This window comes from Actinacidiphila sp. bgisy144 (assembly GCF_057708105.1).
Genome location: NZ_JBYIRM010000016.1, coordinates 181,497 through 206,836, shown reverse-complemented (window position 1 = coordinate 206,836; position 25,340 = coordinate 181,497). Strand labels below are relative to the sequence as shown.

The following is a 25,340-nucleotide window of genomic DNA, read 5'->3' as shown; positions in this document are numbered from 1 at the left end:
CCCCCCCCCCCCCCCCCCCCCCCCCCCCCCCCCCCCCCCCCCCCCCCCACCGCCGTACCCAACGGCCCCTCCGGGCGGACGCGTTCGTCCGCCCGGAGGGGCCTTCGCCGTCGAGGGCGCCGGTCGGGCGGGATGCGGGGGCGGGTTCCGCGCAGGGGCCGTGCGGGGTGCCGTGCGGGGTGCTGTGCGTCACGAAAAGCCGGGATTTGAGCGCGGCTTGGCACAATGTGTGCTCTCGGCCGGAGCGGAGGCGCAGATGAGTGCAGCAAACAGTGCCGGTGGCGGCCCGGCGCGGCGGCCCGACCTCGCCGTCCCCCGCCTGGCCGGCCGCGCGCGCGACCTGTCGCTGTTCGGGCAGGCCCTGGACGGGCGGTCCGGGCTCGTCGCCGTCGCCGGCGAGGCCGGCATCGGGAAGACCCGGCTGCTGCACGAACTGCTGGCGCGGCGGCCGGAGTCCGCGCTCGTCGCGGTGTGCCCGCCGTTCCGGGAGCCGTACACCCTCGGGCCGGTCGTGGACGCGGTGCGCCGGCTGGCCGGGAGCGTGGCGGGCCTGCCGCTGACCGGTCTGGCCGGGGCGCTGCGCCCGCTCTTCCCGGAGTGGGCCGGCCAACTGCCGCCCGCACCCGAGCCGCTGGCCGACGACTCGGCCGCCCGGCACCGCCTGCTGCGCGCGCTCGCCGAACTCGTCGACGCCCTGGGCGTCGGGCTGTTCGTGGTGGAGGACGCGCACTGGGCCGACGAAACCACCCTCGAACTGCTGCTGTTCCTGCGCTCGCGCTGGGAGCACGGCCCGCGCCTCGTCCTCACCTACCGCCCCGAGGACGTCCCCGCGCGGTCGCTGCTGCGGCGGATGGTCGCGCAGGCCGGCACCACCCGGCTCGAACCCGCGCCGCTCGACCCCGCGGCCACCGCCGACCTCATCTCCTCGATGCTCGGCGGGGAGCCGGTCTCCGCGGAGTTCGCCGAGTTCCTGCACGCCCGCACCGACGGGCTGCCGCTCGCCGTCGAGGAGTGCGTCCGGCTGCTGTACGACCGCGCCGACCTCGTCCACGAGGACGGCACATGGCTGCGGCGCGAGGTCGCCGAACTCGACGTGCCGCCCGGCATCCGCGAAGCGGTACTGGAGCGGACCTCCCGGCTGCGGCCGGCCGCGGCCGGGGCGCTGGCCGCGCTCGCCGTACTGGAGGGGGAGCGGTCCCCGGGCCTCGTCGCCGAGGTCGCCGCCATGCCCGCGGCGGACGTCGAACAGGGCCTGGCCGAGGCGCTTTCGGGCGGGCTGCTGGCCGAGGACCGCGACGGGCGGGTCGGGTTCCGCCACGTGCTGGCCGCCCGCAGCGTCTACCACGCGCTCGGCGCCCTGGAACGCGGCCGCCTGCACCACCGCGCCGGGCTGGCGCTGGAACGCGAGCCGGTGCTGCGCTCGGCCGAGCTGGCACGGCACTTCAAGGAGGCGGCCGACCCCGGGCGGTGGGCGGTGCACGCCCGGCGCGCCGCGGACGACGCGATCGCCTCCGGCGACCCGCGCACGGCCTTCGGGCTGCTGCTGGACCTGCTGGTCGGCGGCGCCGTCCGCGGCGCGGCGGTCGCCCCCGTGGTGCAGCGCATGCCGCTGTACGCCGCGCCCGGCGACGGCCCGCTGCGCGAGCTGGTCGCGGTGCTGCGCGCGACCGCCGAGGGCGAACTCACCCGCGAGGAGCGGACCGCGGCGACCTGGCAGCTGGCCCGGCTGATGTTCCACGTCGGCGACAGCGAGGCCGCGGCCGCCGCGATGGAGCAGGCCGTGCCGGGGCTGGTCCAGGACCGCCCGGTCGCCGCCGTGCACGCCATGATGATGCTCGCCCGGCCGCTGGGCACCCCGCGCCCGGCCGCACAGCACCGTGCCTGGCTGGAGCGGGCCGGACGGCTCTTCGCGACCTGCTCGGGCGCGCCGCAGGAGCGGCTGTCCTTCCTCGCGGAGCGCGCCGCCACCCTGCTGGTGCTCGGCGACCCCGCCGGCTGGGACGCGGCCCGCGACCTGCCCGCCGGCGGGGACAGCCCAGGAGAGGTGTTCCAGCGTGCCCGGGGGTACGCCAACATCGGCGAGGCCGCGATGTTGTGGGGCCGCTACGACGACGCGCGGCACCTGCTCGACGCGGCCGCCGCGCTGGCCGAGGAGCACCGGCACCTGCGGCTGCGCGACCTCGTCGCGGGGACCCTCGCCCATCTGGACTGGCTCACCGGGCGCTGGGCGGGGCTGGAACCGTGGGCGGCCGCGGCCCTCGAATCCGACGAACCCGTGCTGCGCGCCGACGCGTTGCAGATCGGCGGTCTGCTCGCCGCCGCCCGCGGCGACCACGCCCGCATGCGCGAGCAGACCCGCGCCGCCGCCGCGACCGGGCGGCCGCGCGGACCCGCCGACGGGTTCCGCGACCCGTCCGCCGCGCTCGCCCGGCTGGCGCTGGCCGACGACCGGCCCGCGGACGCGCTGGCCGCGACCGATGCGGCGTGGCGGCTGATCGAGGCCAAGGGGCTGTGGCTGTGGGCCGCGGAGATCGCGCCGCTGCGGGTCGACGCGCTGCTCCGGGCCGGCCGCGCGGCCGAAGCGGCGGCCGCGGCCGAGTCCTTCGGCGCGGGGACCCGCGGGCTCGGCGCCCCGACCGCCACCGCGGCCGGGCTGCTCACCGCCGCGCTCCTCACCCGCGACCGCGGCGAACCCGCCCCCGCGGCAGCCCTCTTCGACGAGGCGGCCGCCGCCTGGCAGGCCCTGCCCCGCCCCTACGACGCCCTCCTCGCCCGGGAGGCCGCCGCCGACTGCCGCAACACCGACGGCTCCGCGCTCCGCGCCCTCCTCCCCGACCTCACCGCCCTCGGCGCCACCGGCGACGCCGACCGCATCCGCCGCCGCGCCGGCGGCCGCCCCGGCCGCCCCGGCTACGGCGACCGGCTCTCCCCCCGCGAACTCGACGTCGTCCGCCTCCTCGCCCAGGGCCGCACCAGCGCGCAGATCGCCCGCGTCCTCGGGCTCTCCCCCCGCACCGTCGACAAACACGTCCAGACCGCCATGCGCAAACGCGCCGCCCCCTCCCGCACCGCCCTCGCCATCGCCGCGGTGGCCTCCGGCGACATCCCCGCCCCCTGACGACCCCGCGTCCAGCCGCCGCCGCTTCGGCGGTCCCTCGGGAGGCGGCACCCGAGGCCGCGGGCCGGGCGCGGGGTGGCCAACCGGCCCTCGTCTGCCGGACGTTGGTGGGCTGCGCGCCCGTGGTGACTGCCCGTAGGTTGCGGCGCGCGCCGCACCGGGTTGCCCCGGGTGGTTTCGGCGGGTCCGCCGCCTGCGGCGGATGACCGGGCCGGTCACAGCGGCTGCGCGCCGGCCCGGCCAACCCGCGCTCAGCCGCAGTGCGTTGGCGGTCCGCCGCCGTTGCGCGTGCCGTCGGTCAGGCGTGGGCCGGTGGTTCCGGGACGTGCCGGGGCGGCGGTAGCGCGTTGTCGGGGGCCTGCGGTGGGGGCGGGTTGGGAGGTGTCGGTGCAGGTGGGGAGGGGAGCGGGGGATTTCCCGGGTAGTTCTGCGCATTGCCGCCTGCTCGCCGCGCAGCGTTCACTGCTGGGTCTGGGACAGAACGGAGCAGCCGCGATGACTACTGGCAACGGCGCCGAACCGTCAGGCGGGGAGCCTGCGGCCGAGCCCGACGACGGCTCCTGCGAGGAGGAGTCCGTCGGGGAGGCCGTCGACCCGTCTGCTGAGGCGATCGCGGAGGCACCGCCTCCGCCCCGGCGCAAGGCCGGCGTGGAGTACCGGCCGGTCTGACCCGCACCGCACCCGCACCCCACCCGCACCCACGCCCGTACGCAGCCCCACCCGCACACCACCCGCACGCACCCCGACCCGCGCCGGCCCGCCCGGCCGGCGGAACCTCCCGAGGAGTCCGATGCACAGACCCATACGCATGGGTGCCGCCGCCGTGGCGGCCGCCTGCGCGGTGGCGTTCGGCCTGACGGCCGCCGCCCCGGCACAGGCGGCGGCCGCCGCGAGCGACGGCACCGCGCCGAGCACGGCGGCCTACCGGCCCGCGGCCTGCGCCGAACCGGTGCCCGCCAGTGAGCAGAAGGGCTCCGCGCCCTACGCCACCTGCGACCTGATGGACGTGACCGACAGCCACGGCCTGGCGGCCGCCGGCTCCCCGACGCCGCCCGCCGCCGCCCTGACCCCGAGCGACCTGCGGGCCGCGTACGACATGCCGGCCGGCGGCACCGGTGAGACCGTCGCCATCGTGGACGCGGGCGGCTACGCGACCGCCGAAGCGGACCTCGCGGTGTTCCGCAAGACCTACGGCCTTTCCGCGTGTACCACGGCGAACGGCTGCTTCACCAAGCTGGACCAGGACGGCGGGCACAGCTACCCGCCGGAGGACGCCAGTTGGTCCCTGGAGACCGCGCTCGACCTGGACGCGGTCTCCGCGGCGTGTCCGGACTGCCGCATCCTGCTGGTGGAAGCCGACTCCGCCGCCATCGACGACCTCGGCCGGGCCGTGGACACCGCCGCCGCACTGCACCCGGCGGCGATCTCCAACTCCTACGGCGTGCCGGGCGAGTTGGCGGACCCGTCGGCGTACGAGCAGCACTACGACCACCCCGGTATCGCGGTCACCGCGTCCACCGGCGACTACGGCAACATCGTCAACTGGCCCGCCTCGAACCCGAACGTGGTGGCCGTCGGCGGCACGACCCTGACCCGCGACGGGTCCACCGCGCGCGGCTGGACCGAGTCGGCGTGGTCCTCGGGCGGTTCGGGCTGCTCGGGCGTGGAGCCGAAGCCGGCGTACCAGCAGACCCTGGACACCGGCTGCGCCAACCGCGCCATCGGCGACATCTCCGCCGACGCCGACCCGGCCACGGGCCTGGGCATCTACAACTCCAGTGCGGTCGGCGGCTGGGAGCAGGTGGGCGGCACCTCGCTGTCCTCGCCGCTGGTCGCCGCGATGTACGCCCTGGCGGGTACCCCGACCCCCGGCACGTACCCGGTGACGTACCCGTACGACGACACGGACAAGGCGGACCTGACCGACGTCACGGCGGGCTCCGACGGCACCTGCGGCACCCAGCTGTGCACCGCCCGCGCCGGCTGGGACGGCCCCACCGGGCTCGGCAGCCCCGCCGGGGTCGGCGCACTGCGCCAGGGCCCGCACGGCACCGTGACCGGCACCGTACGCGGCACCGGGGCGGGTACGGCCGCCGGGCCGGTGAAGGGCGCGGCGGTCACCGCCACGACCGCGGACGGCCGCACCACCACCACGACCACCGACGAGTCGGGCGCCTTCACGCTCGCCCCCGCGGTCGGCTCCGCCACGCTCACGGTGACGGAGTTCGGCTACGCGAAGGCCACCGCGAAGGTGAAGATCACCCAGGGCCGCACGCTGAAGGAGCCGTTCACGCTGCACGCGCTGCCCAGCCACACGGTCTCCGGCACCGTCACCGACGCCTCGGGCCACGGCTGGCCGCTGGCCGCGTCGATCACGGTCGACGGCTACCCGGGCGGCGCGGTCGCCACCGACCCGGCCACCGGCCGGTACTCCGTACGGCTGCCGGACGGCGCGAGCTACGCGCTGCACGTCGCCTCGGCGCTGCCCGGCTACGTCGGCGCGGACACCACCGTCGCCGTCGGCACCCGCGACGTCAGCCGCGACGTGGCGCTCACGACGGACGCCTCCCTGTGCACCGCCCCGGGCTACCACTTCGGCTACCAGGGCACCACCACCGACTTCGAGGGCTGGTCCGCCGGCACCCCGCAGGACGGCTGGACGGTCACCGACGACAGCGGCTCCGGCGTCACCTGGCGCTTCGACGACCCGTCCGGCAGTGGCAACGACACCGGCGGCACCGGCGCGTTCGCCGAGGTCGACTCGCTCGACGCCGGCATCTCGACCCATGAGACGACGAGCCTGGTCTCGCCGGCCCTCGACCTGAGCGGCGACGCCACCCCGATCGTCTCCTTCGCCGACTCCTTCACCTCGCCGCTGTACAACTCCAACGCCTACGTGGACGTCAGCACCGACGGCGGCGCCACCTGGACGGCGGTCTGGCACCTGTCCAGGACGATCGCCCACGGCCCGGAGACCGTCGCGCTCCCGCAGGCCGCGGGCGAGAAGGACGTACGGGTCCGCTTCCGCTACGACGCCGTGCACTCCTGGTACTGGAAGGTCGACGACGTCTTCGTGGGCGACCGCTCCTGCGACGCGACCGCGGGCGGGCTGGTAGCCGGGACCGTCTCCGACGCGCAGACCGGCAAGGCGCTGTCCGGCGCCACCGTGAGCGTCGCGGGCACGGCGGCGGCCGCGACCGCGGCGGACGGCACGTACGAGCTGTTCGCCCCCGCGTCGGCCGCCGGCCGCGACGGCCGCACCGCGCTGGGCGTCACCGACGGCGCCTACACCGCCGCGACCGCGAAGGCGGCCGTGGCGCGCGACCGGGTCACCGGCAAGGACTGGAGCCTGGGCGCGGGCCGGATCACCGTCTCCGGCGGCACGTTGAGCGCCACCCAGGCCCTGGGCCGCTCGACGACCCGTACGGTGACGCTCCGCAACACCGGCACCGCGCCGGTCCATGTGGTCCTCAACTCCGAGGAAAGTTCCTACACTCCGGCCTCGCACGCCGGAACGTCGGACACGTCGGGCACCTCCGGTAAGGGCTCGGCCGTCCGGCACGCCACCGGTGACTTCACCACCGGCCCGCTGCCGGCAGGCAGCAGCAGCACCAACGGCACGGCGGCGACCGGCAGTACGGCGACCGGCACCTCGGCGGGCGCCACCGCGTGGACGACCGCCGACGCTCTCCCGTCCGAACTCCAGGACAGCGGCGCGACGGCAGTCGACGGCAAGGTCTACGTCTTCGGGGGGACAGACGGCTCCGGCCCGCTGTCCAAGGCCCTCGTCCACGACCCGGCGGCCGGCGGCTGGCAGCGGCTGGCCCCGATGCCGGCGAACCTGGAGAAGCCCGGCGTGGAGGCGCTCGGCGGGCAGATCTACGTCCTCGGCGGCTGGACCGGCAGCGGCGCCGTCTCGGCGGCGGTCTACCGCTACGACCCGCGGGCGGACACCTGGTCCTCGGCCGCGCCGCTGCCCTCGGGCGTGGTCGCCGGCGGCACCGCGGTCCTCGGCGGCCGGCTCTACGTGGTCGCGGGCTGCGGCGGCAACTGCGCCCCGGCGTCGCAGGCGACGTACGCCTACGACCCCGGGACCGACACCTGGAGCCGCGTGGCGGACTACCCGGCCACCGACTCGTGGCTGTCCTGCGCGGCTGCCGGCGGGCAGGTCGTCTGCGCGGGCGGCACCGACCCGGTCACCGGCCAGGCCACGGCGGCGACGTACGCCTTCGACCCGGGCACCGGCGCCTGGACGGCGCGGGCCGCGCTGCCGTACACCCTCTGGGGCGCGGCGGTCGCCTCCTCCGGCGGGCGGCTGCAACTGGTCGGCGGCGTCGGCGACGGCGAACTGACCAACCAGGCCGAGGAGTACGACCCGGCCACCGACTCCTGGTCGGCGCTCCCGGCGGCGGGCGCGCTCGTCTACCGGGCGGCCGGGGCCTGCGGCCTGTATGTCGCCGGCGGCTCGGACGCGGCCGGCGAACCGACCGCGGGCGTCGAGCAGTTGCCCGGCTACGCCGACTGCGGCAGTTCCGGTGCCGCCGGCTGGCTGTCGGCGCCGCACACCGTCACCGTCGCCCCCGGGGCGGCCGTGCAGGTGCGGGTGACCCTCGACGCGGGCGCGGTGGACCGGGCCGGCACGTACACCAGCGGGCTGACCGTCGGCACCGACTCGCCGTACGCCGTCCCGTCGTTGGCGGTGGCGATGAAGGTGACTGCCGGGCACTGACGGCACCGCACGCGGAACACGTCCGGCCGGCCTCGGGGGAGGCCGGCCGGACGTGCGCGGTTCAGCGGCGGTTCGCGGTGGCGGGGACCGTGGCGGGGACCGAGGGGCTCGGCGGGGGCTCGGCGGAGGGGACGGAGGTGGCGGTGGCGGCGGTGGTGGCCGCGCGGCGGTCCTGGCTCGGTCGGGCCGGGGTGGCGGTGCGGCGTGCGGGGGCCTGCCGGGTGGGGTGGGCGCTCGGGGTGGGGCGGCCGGTGGTGGGCGTGGGGACGGGCGCCGGGCCGGTGGGTCCGGTGGGTCCGGTGGTGGCGCCGCTCGCGGGCGCAGGGACGGGCGGCCCCGCGGGGGAGGCGGGGCCGGCGGGCCCGCCGGACCCGGCCAGCCGCAGCGGCAGCACCGCGAGCGCGGCGGCCGCGCCGCACAGGCCGAGGCCGAGCACGGCCCGGCGCATCCGGCGGCGGGCGGCGCCGCGGCGGACCTTCTCGTACCGGCCCGGGGGCAGGCCGAGGTAGTCCGGACCGGGCCGCAGGATCACGGTGAGCGGGTCGTCGGGGTCGAAGTCCTGACCGTCGTCAGACTGAGTGATCAAGGCTTCTCCTCAGATGGGCGCGCAGCAGTTCCCTGGCTTTGTGCAGGTCGGACATGATCGTGCCCTCCCGGCGGCCGGTGAGCCGGGAGATCTCCCGGATCGGGAGGTCGGCGTAGTAGTGCAGCAGGATCGGTACGCGCAGCCGCTCGGGCAGCGACTGCACGAGTAGGCGCAGCGACGGGTCGGCCGGTTCGGTCTGCGGCCGGATCGCGGCCTCCACGGTGGCCCGGCGCACGGCCCGCCGTTCGCGCTCCAGCTTGCGCCAGTGGTCGCGGACGAGGTTGGTGGCGGTGACGTAGAGGAACCCGCGCGGCTCCGCCACCGCTGTCCACCGCGCCCACAGCCGCATGAACGCCTCCGAGGCGATCTCGTGGGCCGTCTCGTCGTCGTCGACCAGGCGGCGGCACCAGCCGGCGAGGCGCGGGTAGAAGGCGGTGAACAGCTCGGATGCTGCCTTCTCGCGGGACCGTTTCAACGCTCTCCATGTCGTGGGGCCACGGGTCGGACGGGCGGGTGCGGGTGGGGGCTGGGGCTCCCCGGTGGCAGGGTCCCGGGCCGCACGGGGGTGCGGCGGCCCGGGGCCCTGCGGTCGGGCGGTCGGCGGCCGGGTGTCAGGTGCCCGCCGAGGCCAGCTCGGCGAAGACGATCACGTTGTCGAGGTAGCCGGTGCCGCTGCGCGGGCCGCCGCAGGTGATCAGCCGCAGTTCGGGGCGGTCCACGTCGCCGTAGACCGCGTCCGTCGGGAACTTCGACTTGGCGACCGTGCGCACGGAGGTGACCGTGAACCGCGGTGCCGTGCCGTCCGCCCGCCGCGCCACGACACCGTCGCCCGGGCGCAGTTGGGCGAGGTGGCGGAAGACCCCGTCGCCGTAGGCGCCGAGCGTGACATGGGCGAGGATCACCGACGGGCCGGTCTGGCCGGGCGTCGGGGAGTTCCGGTACCAGCCCGCGCGGTCGTGCGGCGCGATCGGCGGCACCTGGACGGTGCCGTCGGCGGCCAGCCCCAGCCGCATCAGCGGGGTGTCGACCCCGATCGCGGGGACCTGGAGCCGGACCGGGACCGAACGCCCCAGCGCGCGTACGGACTTGGCGGTGGGCGGCGCCGCGGTCGCGGAGCCGCTGCTGCCCGCCGGACGGACGGTGGCCGCCGCACGGCCGGCGCGATGGCCACCGCAGCCCGCGACCAGCGCGGCTGTCGCCGCCGCGGTGAACGCGCGCCGGGAGAGCGGGGTCACGCCCCGGTCGCCCGCCTGCGGCGTACGAGGAAGGTCACGCCGCCGCCGAGGACGAGTGCCGCGGCGGCGCCGCCGCCGATCAGCCCGCCGCCGGGGCCGCTGTGCGAGGACGCCACGGGCGCCAGGCCGGTGTCGGGGGCACCCTTCGGCACGGCGGCGACCTGGCCCGGCCGGGCCGCGCGGGTCGGGGCGGGGGCAGCGGTGGCGGCGCGCGTCGAGGGCACGGCGGAGGGGGCCGCCGCGCTCGCCGACGGGGTGGCGGCCTGGCTCTGCGCGGGGGCCGGGGACGGGGCGGACCCGTCGGCGAACGCGGGGACGGTGCCCGCCAGCACCGCGGTGCAGGCAAGGGCCAAGGCGCTCAGGGCAGTTCGGCGCATGGGGCGCATGGATCGCTCTCTTTCGTCGGTCCGCCCGCGCGAGGACGCGCGGGGTTCGCTTGCGGATCGACTCCATTGACGAGGCGGCACCCGGGCCGATTGTAAAGTCCCGGCAAAGTCCTGTGAGTTGCCCCAGCGCCGGCCGTCGGGCCGGCGAACCGCGTCAGCCCTGCTCGGTCTTGACCCGGCCCGAGCGGGCGGCCTTCGCCAGGGCCGCGTGGTCCCGCTCGTTCTGGTCGGCGTACGCCTCCGCGAACTCGGCCACCGCGCGGTCGAAGACGTCACCGCTGCCCAGGTAGGCGGCGATCGCGATCCGGTCCCCGGTCCTGGCGTGGGCGCGCGCGAGGGTGGCCCCGCACAGCTCCCCGAAGACGCGCAGGCCGCGCGGCACCATCCGTGAGGGGTCCACGACGCCCTTCCAGTCGCGCAACTGGCGGACGTAGAAGTCGCGTTGCACCCCGTCGAGGCCGAGCGTGCGCTCCCAGCCGAGGAAGATGTCGCCCGCCGCCTGCATGAGCCGCTGGCCGACCGCGACCCGACGGCCCTGCAAGGCGTAGCGGCTCGCGCCCGCGTACGGCGCCAGCACCGAGGTGTCCGCCTCCTTGGCCTGGAGGAACAGCGGGTCGCCGCTGTCCCGGCCGACCAGCAGCACGATCCAGCAGCGGGTGCCGACGCTGCCGACGCCGACCACCTTCCGCGCGATGTCCACCACCCCGAACTGCTCCAGCAGATGCTGCCGGTCCGGCGCCAGGGACCGCTGGTAGCCGGTGAGGAGGCCGCGCAGCAGCTCCTCCACCCGGGCCGCGTCCGCGCCGGGCAGCAGGTCCTCCAGACGGCGCAGCGTCGGCGGGTCGGAGATGATGCGTGTCCTGCCGCCGACGGACTCGGTGAGCTTGCGGGCGGCCTGGAGGCTGTCCCGGCCGCGCGCCTTGGCGAGTTCCGCGGCGAGCCTGCGGCGCCCGCGGGCCTGCAACCGGCCCGCGGCCAGCTCCCTGAGCAGGTCGGCGTCGGCCCGCGCGTACCAGACGTCGAGGTCGCGCATCCCGGCGAACCGCCGCATCTGCTCGCGGTAGGACCGTACGGTGGCGCGCACGGTGCTGCGGCGCTGCGCGGTGCTGAAGCCGTTCTCCCGCGCGGCGATCACCATGCTGGCCGCCAGCCGTTTCAGGTCCCACTCCCAGGGGCCGGGCAGCGTCTCGTCGAAGTCGTTGAGGTCGAAGAGCAGGTTGCGCTCGGCGGAGGCCAGCAGCCGGAAGTTCATCAGGTGGGCGTCGCCGCACAGTTGGGCGCGCAGGCCCGACACGGGGGTGCGGGAGAGGTCCTCGGCCATGATGGCGGCCGCGCCCCGGTAGAAGCGGAACGGCGACTGGAGCATCCGGCCGTAGCGCAGCGGCACCAGCTCCGGCACCCGGGTGGCCGACTGCCGCTCCAGGGTGTCCACCGGGTCGGTGCGGTCCGGGGCGGGGGCGTACTCGGCGTGGGAGGAGCGCGGTGCCCGGGCCCGGGCCGCCCGGCCCTGCCGGGCCCGCTCCTCGGGGGTGCGCATGGCCGCGCCGCTGACGGTGACGATCCGCCGGGTGTCCTCGGGCGCGTCGCCGGACGCCCCGGTTCCGGTCGCCCCGCTTGCCCCGGTCTCCTTGGTCGCCTTCATCGCCGGACCTTCCTGACCTCTGCGCGCACGGAGCCGGTGTCGCGCGGGTTCGCCGAGTTTCGCCCGATTTCGCGCCCTCTTCTGTCCGGACTCTAGGGCAAAGGGCGGCGGCCCACCTCCCGGGCACGGGGCCAGGGAGGGGGCCGCAGGGGGCCAGCAAGGGGCCAGGGAGGGGGCCGCGAGGGGGCCGGGCGCCGAAAAGGGCTGCCGCGCCGCCGTCACCCGTACGCCGGGTCCGGGGCGCCGCCGGGGACGGGAACCCGGGGGGAGGGCTCCTCCTCGGCGTCCACGAGGGTGCGCTCGTCGAACGGCAGGTCGCCCGCCAGCACCCGGCTGACCCGCTCGCGGTCCACCTCGCGCACCCAGGTCCCCACCAGCAGCGTGGCGACCGCGTTCCCGGCGAAGTTGGTCAGGGCCCGCGCCTCGCTCATGAAGCGGTCGATCCCCACGATCAGGCCGACGCCGTCCACCAGCGCGGGCTGGTGCGACTGGAGGCCGCTGGCCAGCACCGCGATCCCGGAGCCCGACACCCCGGCCGCGCCCTTGGAGGCGATCATCATGAACAGCAGCAGGCCGATCTGCTGGCCCAGGCCCAGCGGCCGGTCCAGCGCGTCCGCGATGAACAGCGAGGCCATGGTCAGGTAGATCATGGTGCCGTCGAGGTTGAAGGAGTAGCCGGCCGGCACCGTGACGCCGACGACCGGGCGGCTGACGCCCAGATGCTCCATTTTGGCGATGAGCCGGGGCAGCGCGGACTCCGAGGACGAGGTGGAGAGGATCAGCAGGAACTCCCGGCCGAGGTAGCGCAGCAGCCGGAAGAGGTTCACGCCGGTGACCAGCCGCAGCACCGTGCCGAGCACCACGACGACGAACAGCAGGCAGGTCGTGTAGAAGCCGATCATGATGGTGGCCAGCGCTTTCAGCGCGTCGGTGCCGGTCTCGCCGACGACCGCGGCCATCGCCCCGAACGCGCCGACCGGGGCGGCCCACAGGATCATCGTCAGCACCCGGAAGACCAGCTTCTGGAGGTGGCCGATGCCGCGCAGCACCGGCTCGCCGGAGCGGCCCATCGCCTGGAGGCCGAAGCCGACCAGCAGGGCGACCAGCAGTGTCTGGAGCACCTCGCCGTCGGTGAGGGCCGACACCATGCTGGTGGGGATGATGCCCAGCAGGAAGTCGACCGCTCCGACATGGGCGTTCGCCGCCGCGGTGTGGCCGAGGTGCCGGGTCGCCTCGGTCAGGTGCAGCCCGGAGCCCGGGTGCAGGATGTTGCCGACGACCAGGCCGATGGCCAGCGCCACCGCCGACATCACCATGAAGTAGACGAGCGCGAGGCCGCCGACCCGGCCGACCTTCGCCGCCTGCCGGACCGAGCCGACGCCCAGGGCGATGGTGCAGAAGATCACCGGCGAGATCATCATCTCGATCAGCGAGACGAAGCCGGTGCCGAGCGGCTTCAGCTCCCGGGCGAAGTGCGGCCACAGGAAACCGGTGGCGACGCCGAGCAGCACCGCGACGATCACGGCGAGGTACAGGTACCGGGTACGGTCCCGCCGGGCGGCGGGCGGGGTCTGGGCGAGCGGTTCGGGCATGGCTGGCCTCCTTGACGGCAGTGCGTGCGGCTCACGTCCGGCGGTCCCCGCGACTATCGCGGGACACGTGACGTGCGTCACGGTTGTGGTCGTTGAGTTCACGCCGAGTCGAGAGGCGGCCCGTTGCCATGGCGGCGCCACGTGTCCCGTATCCCCGCAGCCTGGCGGGGCAGTTGTTCGCGGTGCAGGCGGTCCTGGTCGCGCTCGCGGTGACCGCGTGCGCGATCTTCGGCTACCTCAGCGACCGGCGGCAGGCGGAGGCGTCCGCCCGGCGGCAGGCCACCGCGGTCGCCCGGTCGGTCGCGGACACCCCCGCGGTGCGGCAGGCGGCGCTGCGCGGCGGCGACCCCACCGCGGCCCTCCAGCCGTACGCGCGGTCCGTCCAGCGCGACACCGGGGTGGACTTCGTGACGATCATGGACCCGCACGGCATCCGCTGGACGCACCCCGACCCGGCCGAGATCGGCCGCCGCTACCTGGGCCACACCGCCCCGGCGCTGCACGGCCGCACCTTCGCCGAGACCTACACCGGCACCCTCGGGCCCTCGGTGCGGGTGATCACCCCGATCCGCTCCGGCACCCGGATCACCGGGCTGGTCAGCGCGGGCATCACCGTGCAGGCGATCAGCGCCCGCTCCCGCCGCCAACTGGCCGCGCTGGTCGCCGTCGCGGCCGCGGTGCTGGCCCTCGGCGGGATCGGCACCTACCTGGTCAACGCCCGGCTGCGCCGCCACACCCACGGCATGAACGCCCGCGACCTGCACCGGATGCACGACTACCACCAGGCCGCGCTGCACGCCGTACGGGAGGGGCTGCTCCTGCTCGACGGCGAGCAGCGCATCGCGCTCATCAACGACGGCGGGCGCGAACTGCTGGGCCTGGCCGGGGAGGTGGTGGGCCGGCCGGTCGCCGGGCTCGGGCTGCCCGACGCGCTGACCGCGGCGCTGCTGGACCCCGCCGCCCGCGTCGACGAACTCCACCTGACCGCCGAGCGGGTGGTCGTGGTCAACACCGCCCCGGTCTCCGGCGGCGAGCAGCGCGGCACCATGGTCACCCTGCGCGACCACACCGAACTCCAGCGCATGATCGGCGAGTTGGACTCCGAGCGCGGCTTCAGCCGGGCGCTGCGCGCGCAGGCGCACGAGGCGGCCAACCGGCTGCACACGGTCGTCTCGCTGATCGAACTGGGCCGCGGCGAGCAGGCGGTGGACTTCGCCACCGCCGAACTGCGCGCGGCGCAGGCCCTCACCGACCAGGTGGTGGCGGCGGTCGACGAACCGGTGCTGGCCGCGCTGCTGCTGGGCAAGGCGGCGCAGGCGAACGAGCAGGGGGTCGAGCTGGTGATCACCGACGACAGCCGGCTGGAGGACGGGCTGCTGCCTGCCGGGCTCGCGCCGCGGGACCTGGTCACCATCCTGGGCAACCTCATCGACAACGCTGTGGACGCCACCCGGGGCCTGCCGGCCGCGCGGATCGAGGTCACCGTCGCCGCGCGGCAGGCCCCGGGCGGGCTGCTGCTGCGGGTGGCCGACACCGGCCCCGGGATACCCTCCGGCGACACCGACGCGGTGTTCGAGAGCGGCTGGTCCACGAAGCCCGCGCCGCCCGGGGGCCGCGGACTCGGGCTGGCGCTGGCGCGGCAGGCGGTGACCCGCAACGGCGGCACCCTGACGCTGGCCGCGGGGCCGGAGGGCGGCGCGGTCTTCACCGCGCGCCTGCCGTGGCGCCCGCAGCCGGAACCCGCGGCGGCGGGCCCGGCCGCATCCGGGGCTGGGGCCGCACCCGCACCCGGGGTCGTACCTGTGCCCGTACCCGTGGCCGTACCCGTGGCCGTATCCGCGGCCGCCCCCGCGGCCGACGACCGCCCGGCGCGAGGAGCACAGGCATGAGCGCGGCGGCCATCCGCGTGCTCGTCGTCGAGGACGACCCGGTCGCCGCCGACGCGCACGCCCTGTACGTCGGCCGGGTGCCCGGCTTCACCGTCGTCGGCACGGCGCACAGCGCCGCCCAGGCCCGCCTGCTGCTGCTGCGCGCCGAGGTCGACCTGCTCCTGCTCGACCTCTACCTGCCCGACGGCCACGGCCTGGAGCTGGCCCGTTCGCTGCGCGCGGCCGGGCACCGGACGGACGTCATCGCGGTGACCTCCGCCCGCGACCTGGCGGTGGTCCGCGAGGGCGTCTCGCTCGGGGTCGTGCAGTACGTCCTCAAGCCCTTCGCCTTCGCCACGCTCCGCGACCGGCTGCTCAGCTACGCCACGTTCCGCGCCGCGGCCGGCGAGGCGGGCAGCCAGGACGAGGTCGACCGCGCGCTCGCCGCCCTGCGCCCGTCCCGGCCCGCGGTCCTCCCCAAGGGGCTCAGCGCCCCCACCCTGGAGGCCGTCGTCCGCACCCTGCGGGCCGCCCCCGACGGCCTGACCGCCGCCGCCACCGCCGCCTCGGCCGGGATCTCCCGCATCACCGCCCGCCGCTATCTGGAGCACCTCGTCGACGAGGCCCGCGCCGCGCGCAGCCCCCGCTACGGCCAGGTCGGCCGCCCCGAGCTCCATTACCGCTGGATCGCTCCCGACTGACCGATCTGCCGGATGAGTTGGTACAGACAAATGCTGCTGGTGTCTTGTCGAACGGCAGGCCGATCGACATGCTGTGCACATGACATTCACATCGTGTCTGTCCTGTGGAGCCGGGCCCGGCGGCCCGGCCCCGCGCACCTCGTGACACCCGCCAGCGGCGGCGTAGCGGAACTCGAGAACCACGCCTTTCCCGGAGGACGGACGTATGCGCGCACATTCGGCAGGGCCGCGCCGCGGCAGGTGGCGGAGAGCGGTGATCCTCGGCCCCGTCATCGCGGTTCTGGCGGCGGCCTCCGCCGCCCTGACCCCGACCGCCCAGGCCACGGTGCCCTCGGCACCGTCGGGCTTCACGCTCACCTGGAGCGACGACTTCAACGGTGCGTCCGGCACCGGAATCGACCAGAGCCTGTGGAAGTACGACACCGGGCCGGGCAGCAGCTTCGGCACCGGTGAGATCGAGACCATGACCAACAGCACCTCGAACGTCTACTACGACGGCCAGGGCCACCTGGTGCTCCAGGCGCAGCACTCCGGCTCCGACCCGTCGAGCGGGTGGACGTCCGGCCGGGTGGAGACGCAGGCGGCGACGTTCGGCGCGCCGGCCGGCGGCGTCGTACGGATGGAGTCCGTCCTCCAGCAGCCCAACGTCACCACCGCCAACGGCGCGGGCTACTGGCCGGCGTTCTGGATGCTCGGCTCCACGCTGCGCACCGGCACCACCTGGCCGACCTCCGGCGAGGTCGACATCATGGAGGACATCAACGGCCGCAGCTCCGACTTCAGCACCATCCACTGCGGGGTGAACCCCGGCGGCCCGTGCAACGAGTCCACCGGCATCGGCTCGGGCGAACGCGCCTGCTCGGGCTGCCAGACCGGCTTCCACGACTACGCCGTGGAGATCGACCGCTCGGTCTCGCCCGAGCAGGTCCGCTTCTACCTCGACGGGAACAACTTCTACACCGTCAGCGCCAACCAGGTGGACGCGACGACCTGGGCCAACGCGATCGACCACCCGTTCTTCATCATCTACGACCTGGCGATGGGCGGCGGCTTCCCCAACGCCTTCGGCGGCGGCCCCAACTCGGCCACGGTCTCCGGCGGCAAGCTTGTCATCGACTCCGTCGCCGTCTACAACAAGGCGCCCGGCTCCGGCTCCGGCGGCTCGGTGAGCGGCCAGACCATCACCGGCCCGGGCGGCAAGTGCGTGGACGTGGCAGGTGACGACACCGGCGGCGACGGCACCGCGGTCCAGCTGTGGGACTGCCAGTCGGCGGCGAAGGACCAGCACTGGACCTGGAGCGGCCAGACCCTCCAGACCCTGGGCCGCTGCCTGGACATCGCGGGCGGCGCCAACGCCAACGGCACGCAGCTGCAACTGGCCACCTGTAACGGCGGCGGCTACCAGAACTGGGTGCGCCGGACCGACGGTTCGCTGCTGAACCCGACCACCGGCCGCTGCATCGACTCGCCCTCGGACGCCACCGCCAACGGCACCCGGCTCCAGATCTGGGACTGCAACAGCTCCGACGCCCAGAAGTACGCCATCGGCACCCCGATCTACGGCCCCGGCGGCAAGTGCGTCGACGTGGCGGGCGACGACGTCGGCACCGACGGCACCGCGGTCCAGCTGTGGGACTGCCAGCAGGCGACCTCGCTGGACCAGAAGTGGACCTGGAACGGCCAGACCCTGCGCACGCTCGGCCGCTGCCTGGACATCGCGGGCGGCGTCAACGCCAACGGCACGAAGCTGCAATTGGCCACCTGCAACGGCGGCGGCTACCAGAACTGGGTGATCGACTCCGACGGTTCGATGTCCAACCCGACCACGGGCCGCTGCATCGACTCCCCGTCCGGCGCCACCGCGAACGGCACCCGGCTCCAGATCTACGACTGCAACGGCTCGGCCGCGCAGAAGTTCGCCCTGGCCTGACCGGCGGACGCGCGGACGCAGCGAAGCACTGGGAGGGGCCCCGCCGGTCACGGCGGGGCCCCTCTCCCACCCCGGGTCGGCGGGGGAGTTCAGCCCAGCGAGAGCGGGTCCCTGGACGGTGCGTCGCGCTGGTCGGTGAACAGCCCCTCGGGCGGCGCGAGGACGGGCAGCGGCTCGGGCGGGTCCTGGTGGCCGTCGGCGCAGCGGCCGAACGGGCCGAGGTCCGGGTCCATCAACACCCGCAGGTGCGGGTCCACATGGTGCAGCCACCAGTGCGACAGGCCCATCGCCGGGTCGAAGCGCAGGTGCTCCCAGGCCCGCCAGATCGCGTCCAGCCGGGACAGCGCCTGGGCGTGCCGGTACCACTCCGGACACCACACCCGGCCCGACCCGGGCGCCGGGCGCGGGACGAGGTGGATGAAGCGGTCGGTGACGAACTCGTTGACGTTCCCGTAGAGCAGCTCCGCCGACCGGGCCGCCCGCACCTCGTCCTGCCGGATGTCGTCGGCTGTCTCCGCGGCCTCCGCTGTCTCCGCCGGCCCCGCTGTCTCCGCCGGCCCCGCGCCCGGCTCTCCGTCCTGCGGTGCGGTCATGGCCTCATCCACTCCTCTGCTCTGCGGCGTTGTACGTCAAGGGCGTCGTCATAGCGGCCGACGCGGTGCAGCACCTCGGTGAGCCGGCGCAGCGACCGGTTCAGGCCGGCCTGGGCGTCGGTGTCGTGCGGGTCCCGGTCCACCAGCAGCCGGTAGCCGCGGACCGCGAGCCGCGCCGGCGCCACCGCGCGGGCCGCCCGGCGCACATCGTGCGCCCCGCACCGGCTCAGCGCCCCCGCCAGGCTCCCCAGCAGCGCCGCGGTCCGCCGCGGTGTCAGCTCCCCGCGGCCGGCCAGCGTGTGGCAGGCTTCCTCCGCCTCAAGGGCGGTCGTCCAGGCCGCGGCGTCCCTGCCTGTCATGGCCTGCCCCTCCGCGAGGCGCAACAGGCCGTAGCAGAGCAGCAGTTCGTGGGCCGACCGGTCCGCGCCGGCCAACTTCCGCCGCAGGTCCACCTCATGGGCCGCGACCTGCACGGCCTCGCCGAAGCGGCTGGTGAGCATCAGGGCGCGGCCCAGCTCCGTACCGGCGTCCGCCAACTGCCGTTCCGCGCCCGGGTCGTCGGCCGCCAGCCGCGCCCACAGGCCGTACGCCTCCCGCAGCGCGGGGACCGCGCGGCTCTGCGTGGCCTGGGTCGTCAGGTAGCTGGAGCCGAGGTCGTACAGGCAGTACGCCAACTGCCGCCGCGCTTGGCGGTCGGTCCGGGCCAGCCGCCGGTAGGCCGGGAGCGCCTGGCGGAGCACGATGCGGACGGCGACCTGCCGGTCGTGCTTGCGGTAGAGGTCGGACAGGTCGTGCAGGGCGCTGGCGTACTCGTACGTGTAGAGGCTGGGCGCGTACCGGCTCAGGGTGCGGCGGATGGCGAGGGCCTGGTCGTGGGCGGCGAGCGCGTCCGCGGGGCGGCCCAACGCGTCGTAGGAGCGGGCGAGTTGGAGGGCCAGTACCGACTGGTTGTGCAGGTCGCTCGCGCTGAGCGGCAGCGCGGCCTGTGCGTAGCCTGCCGCGGCCTCCTCGCCGAGTTCCACCGCCGTGCGATGGTCCCGCTCGTCCTCGTGGAGGAAGGCGAGCATCCTCAGGGAGTCGGCCAGGCGGAGCCCGGCCGATCCGTGCCCGTCGCGCGCGAGGGCCTGGCGGTGCCCGATGGCCGCCATGACGGACGCCCGCGCCGCGGCGCGGTCCCCCTCGTAGAACTGGTTCCAGGCGAGGTTGTGCAGCACCTGCGCCAGGGTGGAGCGGTGGGCGGGCGCGTCCGCGGCGAGCGGCCCGAGCAGGGCGATCGCCTCCCGCTCCAGCGCCATGCTCCCCTCGGGGGGCCGGCCCGCGGCGGCGTAGTCGACGGCCAGGCCCATCAGCGCCTGGGCGAGGTCGCCGGAGTACGCGTCGGGATTCTCCCGCGCGGCTTCGCGGAAGGTCCGGACGGCCTCCTCGCTCAGGGCCAGCGCCGGGGCGTCGGTGTTCCGCTGGAGGCGCCAGAGGTTGGCGCTGCGCGCGACCAGCGCCATCGGGAGCAGATGCGGGTCCGGGTCGGGCAGGCGCCAGGCCAGCGCGCGGGCCCGCCGGACGGCCTCGGCGGTGTGGTCGTCGGACCGCGCGACCTGGTCGAAGTCCGTGGTGGTCGGGTCGAGTTGCCAGACCACGTACGACTGGTCGACCAGCGCCCGCACCAGGCCGCTCTCGCGCTCCGCCGTGTCCTCCTCGCCGCCGCCTTCCTCGGTGAGCGCGCGGAAGAGGGCGAGGGCCCGCGTGCCGGCGCGGTGGGCCCGGGGGAGGTCACCGGTCTGGCGCAGGGTCCGGGAGAGCAGGAGCAGGGAGTCGGCCCAGCCGGCGCGGTGGGCCGGTGCGCCGGTGGCGGCGGCGAGGCGTTCGCGCAGGGCCGCGGCGGCGTCGGCGGCCTCGCTGGCCGCGGCCAAGTCGCCGGTGGCGAGGTGGCGTTCGGCGAGCTGGTGCAGGTCGGAGGCGTGCTCGCCCAGGGTGCGCGGGTCGTCGGTGGCGGTGCGCTCCAGGTCGTCCAGGTCGGCCAGGTCGGCCAGGTCGGCCAGGCTGTCCGGTCGGCTCAGCTCGCTCAGCTTCCGGGCGACGTCCAGCGCGTAGCCGCGCAGCACATGCGACTGGTCCGGCAGCGTATGGGCGTGCGCCCGCAGCATCGCCGCGGTCAGGGGCGCGTCGTCCGGCGTGGCGCGCAGGGTCTGCCGCAGCCGGTCGACGACGGTGCGCGCCGCGCCGGGGCGGCCCTCGTTGGCGTGGGCTACGGCGGCGCGGGCCAGCACCGTGAGGATCTGCGCGCGCTGGTGGTCCGGGGCCCGGGAGAACAGCCGGGTGAGCAGCCCGTCGTCGCGTACGACCTGCTCGGAGGCGTGGTACTCCGCCAGCCGGTCCGGCTCCAGCCGGCCCCAGTGGCTCCCCTCGGACGAGGGGTACAGGTCGCGCAGCCAGTCCGTGAGCGCCGCCACGGTGCCGTGCGGTGCGTGGGGCAGCAGCCGCCCGACGGTGGCGCGGGCCTCGTCGGCGTCCTGCGCCGGGCACAGCACGGCGGTGGCCGCGGCCTGCGCGAGCAGGTCCTTCTCACGGCGGCTCATGCCGCGCTCGTCGGCCACCTCCAGCCAGTACCGCCGTTCGTGGCCGATGAGTTCGGCCTCCAGGGTGCCCTGGTCCTCCTCCTCGGGCGGGGCCGCCGCCGGGTCCTGCGCGGGCCGGGCCTGGCGCAGCAGCGCGGCCAGGGCCGACATCTGGACCGTCAACGCCGTCTGCCGGCCCGGGTGTTCGGACGCGAGGCGCCCGGGCGGGGCGTCGGCCAGGGCCGCCGCGGCCGCGCGCCAGTCGGGGCCCGCCGGGTCGGCGGTCTCCGCCAGGCGCCGGGAGAAGTCCGCGACCGCCCGCTCGAACGCCTCTGCCCGGTCGGCGACTTCGGGGCTCAGCGCGTGCAGCCGCACCTCGCGGACGGCGCCGGGAACCCGGTCCTGCCAGGAGCCGAGCGAGCGGGCGAGCAGCAGCAGGCGCACCGGGTGCCAGACCTCCGCGGCCTGCTCCAGCAGCTTCCGCACCACGTCGGGCCGCGACTCGGCGTAGTCCACGACCAGCAGCAGCGGGTGCTGGACCGTACGCAGCAGCCTCAGGTCGGCGGGCTCGCCCCGCACCTGGCCGACCACCCAACCCCGCCCGCGCAGACGGGACATGAGCTGCCGCGCCAGCCGGGTCTTGCCCTGGCCGCCGGGCGCGGTGACCACCCGGAGCGACGGCACGGCGCCGTGGTCGGCCAGGCACCACCGCTCCAGGTCGGCCAGCGTGTCCTGCCGGCCGTGGAAGGACACCACCTCGGCGTCGGCGCGCAGCAGCGTCGTCGGGGACGTCAACTCGCGCTTGGGCGGCGCGGGTTCCAACAGGTCGGCCAGCTCGGCCGGTTCGAGCAGCGGCTCGGTGCCGGTGGCCGCGCGGACCGCCGTACGGAAGCCCTCGCACGCGATCAGGTCCGCACTGCGGGTGTACGTCAGCCGGGTGCCGTGGCGCGGCCGCCGGTCCGCCCGCACCACGCCGAGCAGCAGCGGCTGCCCGGCCGCGAAGACCGCCGCCCCCGACATCCCCGACCACGGCGTCGCCCGCGAACCCGCCGTACCGTCGCCGTCGATCCCCAGCACCCCGGCGTCGTCCAGGATCTCGAACGTCGCGCCGCCGTGCGGCCGGACCCGGCCCACCAGCTTCTCCCAGTCCCCGCCGCGTGCCCGCTGCTGCCGCGGGAACCCCGCCGCGGTGACCGGCACCTCGCCGCCGCCCGTCACGCACCACCCCCAGCGCTGCGGGCGCCGCCCGAAGTCGCCGCGCAGCGGCCCCGGCACCGTCCACCGCGGGCTGCCCGCCGGGATCTCCAGCAGGGCGGCGTCCACCGGGCCCGCCGCGTCGTACCGCCACCACCGCACCGCGGCAGGGCAGTCGGCGTCCGTACCCGGGAGCGAGACGGCCACCTGCCCCGGGGCCGCGCCGTCGCGCGCCAGCAGGTGGGCGGCGGTCAGCACCAGCCGCGGCGCGATCAGGTAGCCGCTGCCGAAGCCCGCGGCCTGCACCTGGACGACCCGCTGGAACTGCACGTCCCGCTACTCGAAGTCACCCACGGCGACGTCCGCGCCGCCGCGCTCCGGCTTCAGCCGCAGCGTCACCCGCTGCACCGACCGGCTCGACCGCTCCCGCCGCGCCTCGGCCTCCACCACCCCGAACCGCAGCCGCCCGCCGCCGTTGCCCGCGCGCACCAACTCGACCTCGAACTCCGCGGTGATCTCCCCCAGCACGAACCTCAGCTCCGACCCCCGGGCCCGCTGCTCCGCCTCCGCGACCTGCGTCCGCAGCACCTCGATCGCATCCGCGAGGTCCAACCACTCCCCGCCGCCCTGCCCCACCTCACCCATCCCCGCCACCCCTCCCCATTCCCCGTCCCGGCATCGTATCGGCCCACGCCCCCGAAATCCCGTACCCCGCCGGGCGACCCCCCGCCCCGCAGGCATCGCCCGGCCCCCGAAACGGCAGGACCGACGCCCACCCGTGCGTGCCGAGTCATGGCGTTCGGATCACCTCGCACACCGCGATCCACTACGTCCGCACGGCTTACCCCGCGCGCTTCACCATCGATCCCACCCAGGACCGAACAGCTAGCAGGCGCTGGAGATCCAGTCTTCGTTGCTGCGATGGCGGTACAGCCCCACGGCCGCGAACACGTCCTCGCCCGGAGTCCTTCGGGCGCCCAGCCTCCGTAGGGCTTAGGAGATGGGGCTGACGGCCCGAGACAACCGCTTCCTCGTCGGCTCCTCCAGCGGACCCAGTGCCAGCGCGCTGTCAGCCCAGACAGCGGCTCGTTGCTTCCCGACTCCGCCGAAGTATTCGGCCTCCACATAGGCGATCGGGCGGGCGGCGGACGACTGAGCCAGCAGCGCGTCAAAGCCCCCTGGCAGTCGCCAGAACCCCAGGTCTCGTCCGTCGCTGTCGTCCGTGACGCCGTCGAAGACCTCATCGGTCATCGGCATCAGGGACAGGCCCTGACCCAGAGGAACCACTCGGGCTCCAGGAAGCTCCCGCGACGCGACGCGCAACACCTCGTCACCTGCGATGACCGCCTGCAATCCGTAACCCACCCCGAACCCGCCCCAACCGGTTGGCGCCTCATCTTGCCTGGCACATCGCGCATGAACCCGCGGGCTTCTCCCCTCCAGAATCCACCCCACCAGCGAGTTCCTGCCACGTGAACCTTCAGGTCAGCGAACCCGCTGGTCTCCTGTTACCGCTGCCCGGCCGCGCCCGGTGGCTTCCTCACGCCGCACCGCTTGCGTCGGCTGTGGGCGGCAGAGCGGCGCCTTCTTCCGTCCTCGGGGGAGAAGGTCGTACGCCATGTCCGTCTACCGGTCGGCTCTGGTCCAGGAGGCGGTGCATGACGACCGCGGGGATGGCCGGATTCCGGGCGGCCTGGCATGCGGTGGCCGTGCGGTGCAGGAGCGCGGTGACGACGTGGACGGGCAGCCGCGGGTCGGCGGCGGCTGTGTCCCTGATGCCGTGGTCGGGATCGTCGAGCAGCCGGACCACCGCGTCGCTGGACAGGCGCGGGTCGCGCAGGGCCTGTCGGCGGACATCGGGGTGGCTGTCCTTGCTGAAGAGTTCCACCAGCTCTGCCGAGGAGCTCGGGTCCATGAGGGCCAACCGACGGGTGCGGGGATCAGGGTCGTCCGCGTAGCGCAGTGTGTGCCGGCGCGGGAAGTTGGGGTGGTTGACGATGCGTACGAGCGAGTACCCGTTCCACTCGCGCGCCATCTCCAGGAGCACCTCAGGCGGTGCCTCGGAGCAGCGCTCGGCGAGGAACAGCCGTACGACCCAGTCGTCGTCGTGTGCCAGCAGCGCGACCACGTCCGGCGGCAGGTGCTCCATCCATGCGACGCTGCGGCGCAACATCGGGTGGGCGGAGGCGGCGCAGCGGCGTACCGCTGCCTCGTCGGCCGCCAGTGCCAGGACCCACGGGAGCGGGTTGCATCGGGCGCTGGGGTCGAACTCCACTGCTATACGGGAGCGTTGTGCCTCGGTCAGGTCCGGCCGGACCGAAACCAGCAGGCGGACGGCGGGGTCGGGGTCCTTGCCGAGCCGCGCCACGAGGTCGGCGTGCAGGTGCACGTTCTGTGCGGCCGCCCGGCGCAGCGTGGGTCCGACGCCGTAAACCAGGCTCTCGGCCAGTCCCCGTGTGAGCATGCAGTGTGCGGCGGCCCGTTCGCGGTGGCGGTCATCCGGAAGCCCCGCAAAGCAGTCCACCGGCATCGGCACACAGTGGTGGTGCCGCAGGACAGCCGCGGTGCGTACCCCCGGGTCAGGGTCGGTGCGCAGAGCGGCTTGCGCCGAGGAGTCCAGGTGCGGCCAGGCACGCGGCGCGGCAGCGCGGCGGACCTCCGGTGCCGGATCGGAGGCCAAGGCAGTGAGATGCCGTACGGGCAGGTCCCGGTGGAGAGCCAACTCGGCGCGTACCCGCGGACTGGCGTCAGCGGCGAGCCGGGCGAAGGTCTCGTCGGTGAGTTCCGATCGGTCGTCCACGGCACAGGTGAGGAACACCCAGCGGTGGGCCGGGTCAGGGTCGCGGAAGAGCCGGGCCCGGTGCCGGGCGTCAAGCATCGAGCGCTCCGCCAGCCCTTTGCGCACGTTCCAGTCCGGATGCGCGATCCAGTCCTCGACCACCTCCTCGGGAAGTTCCCGAAAGACCAGCCCGGACGGGAGACGCTCCCCGGGGCCCACGTCGAGGAGTCGCCGCAGTACGGACGCGGGCGCCGCGCGGTTCCGGGCCAGCCCGTCGCGCCACGCGCGGCCCAACTGGCTTGAGGGGGAGCACCGTTGGAGGGCGCACTGCCAGGCGGCTGCCGCGTGCGGTTCGCTCGGTGCGCGTTCCCCACCCGTATTCGTCACGGCCACCATGTTCCTCCCTTTGCCTTGTGCGGACAGGCGTTGGCCAAG

17 protein-coding genes are annotated in these 25,340 nt (G+C 75.5%); 6 read left to right on the top strand and 11 right to left on the bottom strand.

The features are described 5' to 3' along the window. Window positions 1–256 precede the first annotated feature (256 nt). The 3 genes from AC3EVP_RS20140 (at window position 257) to AC3EVP_RS20130 (ending at window position 7,847) form a co-directional block, all read left to right on the top strand. The gene (locus tag AC3EVP_RS20140; RefSeq protein WP_435131549.1) at window positions 257–3,118 is read left to right on the top strand and encodes an ATP-binding protein; all 2,862 of its coding nucleotides are present in this window, start codon (window positions 257–259) and stop codon (window positions 3,116–3,118) included. 495 nt (window positions 3,119–3,613) lie between these two features. After that, a complete protein-coding gene (locus AC3EVP_RS20135; protein ID WP_435131547.1) occupies window positions 3,614–3,787 on the top strand; it encodes a hypothetical protein in 174 nt (57 codons plus the stop codon). A 121-nt stretch (window positions 3,788–3,908) separates the two neighbouring features. Beyond that, window positions 3,909–7,847 (top strand): Kelch repeat-containing protein, encoded by a 3,939-nt coding sequence (locus tag AC3EVP_RS20130; RefSeq protein WP_435131545.1) that lies wholly within the window; start codon window positions 3,909–3,911, stop codon window positions 7,845–7,847. Window positions 7,848–7,908: 61 nt separating this feature from the next. Here the strand turns inward: AC3EVP_RS20130 and AC3EVP_RS20125 are convergent, their stop codons facing one another. The 6 genes from AC3EVP_RS20125 to AC3EVP_RS20100 all read right to left on the bottom strand — a co-directional run bounded on the left by AC3EVP_RS20125 (window position 7,909) and on the right by AC3EVP_RS20100 (window position 13,288). Next, entirely contained in the window at window positions 7,909–8,433 is a 525-nt protein-coding gene (locus tag AC3EVP_RS20125) for a hypothetical protein (RefSeq protein ID WP_435131543.1), read from the bottom strand. Next, window positions 8,417–8,908 (bottom strand): RNA polymerase sigma factor, encoded by a 492-nt coding sequence (locus AC3EVP_RS20120; protein WP_335983770.1) that lies wholly within the window; start codon window positions 8,906–8,908, stop codon window positions 8,417–8,419. The genes AC3EVP_RS20125 and AC3EVP_RS20120 overlap by 17 nt, the downstream gene beginning before the upstream one ends. A 136-nt stretch (window positions 8,909–9,044) precedes the next feature. Continuing rightward, entirely contained in the window at window positions 9,045–9,668 is a 624-nt protein-coding gene (locus AC3EVP_RS20115) for a class F sortase (RefSeq protein WP_435131541.1), read from the bottom strand. Then, window positions 9,665–10,045 carry a sortase-dependent protein gene (locus AC3EVP_RS20110; RefSeq protein ID WP_435131539.1) on the bottom strand — a complete coding sequence of 127 codons (381 nt, stop codon included), beginning with the start codon at window positions 10,043–10,045 and terminating at the stop codon, window positions 9,665–9,667. Before AC3EVP_RS20110 ends, AC3EVP_RS20115 begins: the two co-directional genes overlap by 4 nt. 163 nt (window positions 10,046–10,208) lie before the next feature. Then, the gene (locus tag AC3EVP_RS20105; protein ID WP_435131552.1) at window positions 10,209–11,591 is read right to left on the bottom strand and encodes a DUF2252 domain-containing protein; all 1,383 of its coding nucleotides are present in this window, start codon (window positions 11,589–11,591) and stop codon (window positions 10,209–10,211) included. 323 nt (window positions 11,592–11,914) lie between these two features. Beyond that, complete coding sequence (locus tag AC3EVP_RS20100) at window positions 11,915–13,288, bottom strand: cation:dicarboxylate symporter family transporter (RefSeq protein ID WP_435131538.1); 1,374 nt, start codon at window positions 13,286–13,288, stop codon at window positions 11,915–11,917. Between the two features lie 128 nt (window positions 13,289–13,416). Here AC3EVP_RS20100 and AC3EVP_RS20095 point away from each other — a divergent pair, with 128 nt between their 5' ends. From AC3EVP_RS20095 to AC3EVP_RS20085, 3 genes are all read left to right on the top strand, one after another. Next, entirely contained in the window at window positions 13,417–15,177 is a 1,761-nt protein-coding gene (locus AC3EVP_RS20095; RefSeq protein ID WP_435131536.1) for a sensor histidine kinase, read from the top strand. Then, window positions 15,174–15,857, top strand: coding sequence for a response regulator (locus AC3EVP_RS20090; protein WP_335983779.1), 684 nt, complete (start codon window positions 15,174–15,176; stop codon window positions 15,855–15,857). Before AC3EVP_RS20095 ends, AC3EVP_RS20090 begins: the two co-directional genes overlap by 4 nt. Before the next feature lie 253 nt (window positions 15,858–16,110). Next, window positions 16,111–17,787: a ricin-type beta-trefoil lectin domain protein gene (locus tag AC3EVP_RS20085; RefSeq protein WP_435131534.1), complete on the top strand. Its 1,677-nt coding sequence runs from the start codon at window positions 16,111–16,113 to the stop codon at window positions 17,785–17,787. A gap of 89 nt (window positions 17,788–17,876) precedes the next feature. Here AC3EVP_RS20085 and AC3EVP_RS20080 read toward each other — a convergent pair whose 3' ends face one another. From AC3EVP_RS20080 to AC3EVP_RS20060, 5 genes are all read right to left on the bottom strand, one after another. Beyond that, entirely contained in the window at window positions 17,877–18,380 is a 504-nt protein-coding gene (locus tag AC3EVP_RS20080; RefSeq protein ID WP_335983783.1) for a DUF4913 domain-containing protein, read from the bottom strand. Continuing rightward, a complete protein-coding gene (locus AC3EVP_RS20075) occupies window positions 18,377–22,456 on the bottom strand; it encodes a hypothetical protein (RefSeq protein ID WP_435131532.1) in 4,080 nt (1,359 codons plus the stop codon). Before AC3EVP_RS20075 ends, AC3EVP_RS20080 begins: the two co-directional genes overlap by 4 nt. A gap of 6 nt (window positions 22,457–22,462) precedes the next feature. Continuing rightward, the gene (locus AC3EVP_RS20070; RefSeq protein ID WP_435131531.1) at window positions 22,463–22,771 is read right to left on the bottom strand and encodes a trypco2 family protein; all 309 of its coding nucleotides are present in this window, start codon (window positions 22,769–22,771) and stop codon (window positions 22,463–22,465) included. A 348-nt stretch (window positions 22,772–23,119) separates the two neighbouring features. Next, window positions 23,120–23,377 carry a hypothetical protein gene (locus tag AC3EVP_RS20065; protein WP_435131529.1) on the bottom strand — a complete coding sequence of 86 codons (258 nt, stop codon included), beginning with the start codon at window positions 23,375–23,377 and terminating at the stop codon, window positions 23,120–23,122. A gap of 289 nt (window positions 23,378–23,666) precedes the next feature. Next, the gene (locus AC3EVP_RS20060; protein WP_435131527.1) at window positions 23,667–25,292 is read right to left on the bottom strand and encodes a PE-PGRS family protein; all 1,626 of its coding nucleotides are present in this window, start codon (window positions 25,290–25,292) and stop codon (window positions 23,667–23,669) included. Window positions 25,293–25,340: the final 48 nt, after the last annotated feature.

Excerpts from the sequence above, each read along its gene's own strand:
- AC3EVP_RS20070 (WP_435131531.1), bottom strand. The coding sequence starts at position 22,771 with ATGGGTGAGGTGGGGCAGGGCGGCGGGGAGTGGTTGGACCTCGCGGAT.
- AC3EVP_RS20110 (WP_435131539.1), bottom strand. The coding sequence starts at position 10,045 with ATGCGCCGAACTGCCCTGAGCGCCTTGGCCCTTGCCTGCACCGCGGTG.
- AC3EVP_RS20105 (WP_435131552.1), bottom strand. The coding sequence starts at position 11,591 with ATGCGCACCCCCGAGGAGCGGGCCCGGCAGGGCCGGGCGGCCCGGGCC.
- AC3EVP_RS20065 (WP_435131529.1), bottom strand. The coding sequence starts at position 23,377 with ATGACCGATGAGGTCTTCGACGGCGTCACGGACGACAGCGACGGACGA.
- AC3EVP_RS20080 (WP_335983783.1), bottom strand. The coding sequence starts at position 18,380 with ATGACCGCACCGCAGGACGGAGAGCCGGGCGCGGGGCCGGCGGAGACA.
- AC3EVP_RS20100 (WP_435131538.1), bottom strand. The coding sequence starts at position 13,288 with ATGCCCGAACCGCTCGCCCAGACCCCGCCCGCCGCCCGGCGGGACCGT.
- AC3EVP_RS20090 (WP_335983779.1), top strand. The coding sequence starts at position 15,174 with ATGAGCGCGGCGGCCATCCGCGTGCTCGTCGTCGAGGACGACCCGGTC.
- AC3EVP_RS20095 (WP_435131536.1), top strand. The coding sequence starts at position 13,417 with ATGGCGGCGCCACGTGTCCCGTATCCCCGCAGCCTGGCGGGGCAGTTG.
- AC3EVP_RS20140 (WP_435131549.1), top strand. The coding sequence starts at position 257 with ATGAGTGCAGCAAACAGTGCCGGTGGCGGCCCGGCGCGGCGGCCCGAC.
- AC3EVP_RS20130 (WP_435131545.1), top strand. The coding sequence starts at position 3,909 with ATGCACAGACCCATACGCATGGGTGCCGCCGCCGTGGCGGCCGCCTGC.
- AC3EVP_RS20135 (WP_435131547.1), top strand. The coding sequence starts at position 3,614 with ATGACTACTGGCAACGGCGCCGAACCGTCAGGCGGGGAGCCTGCGGCC.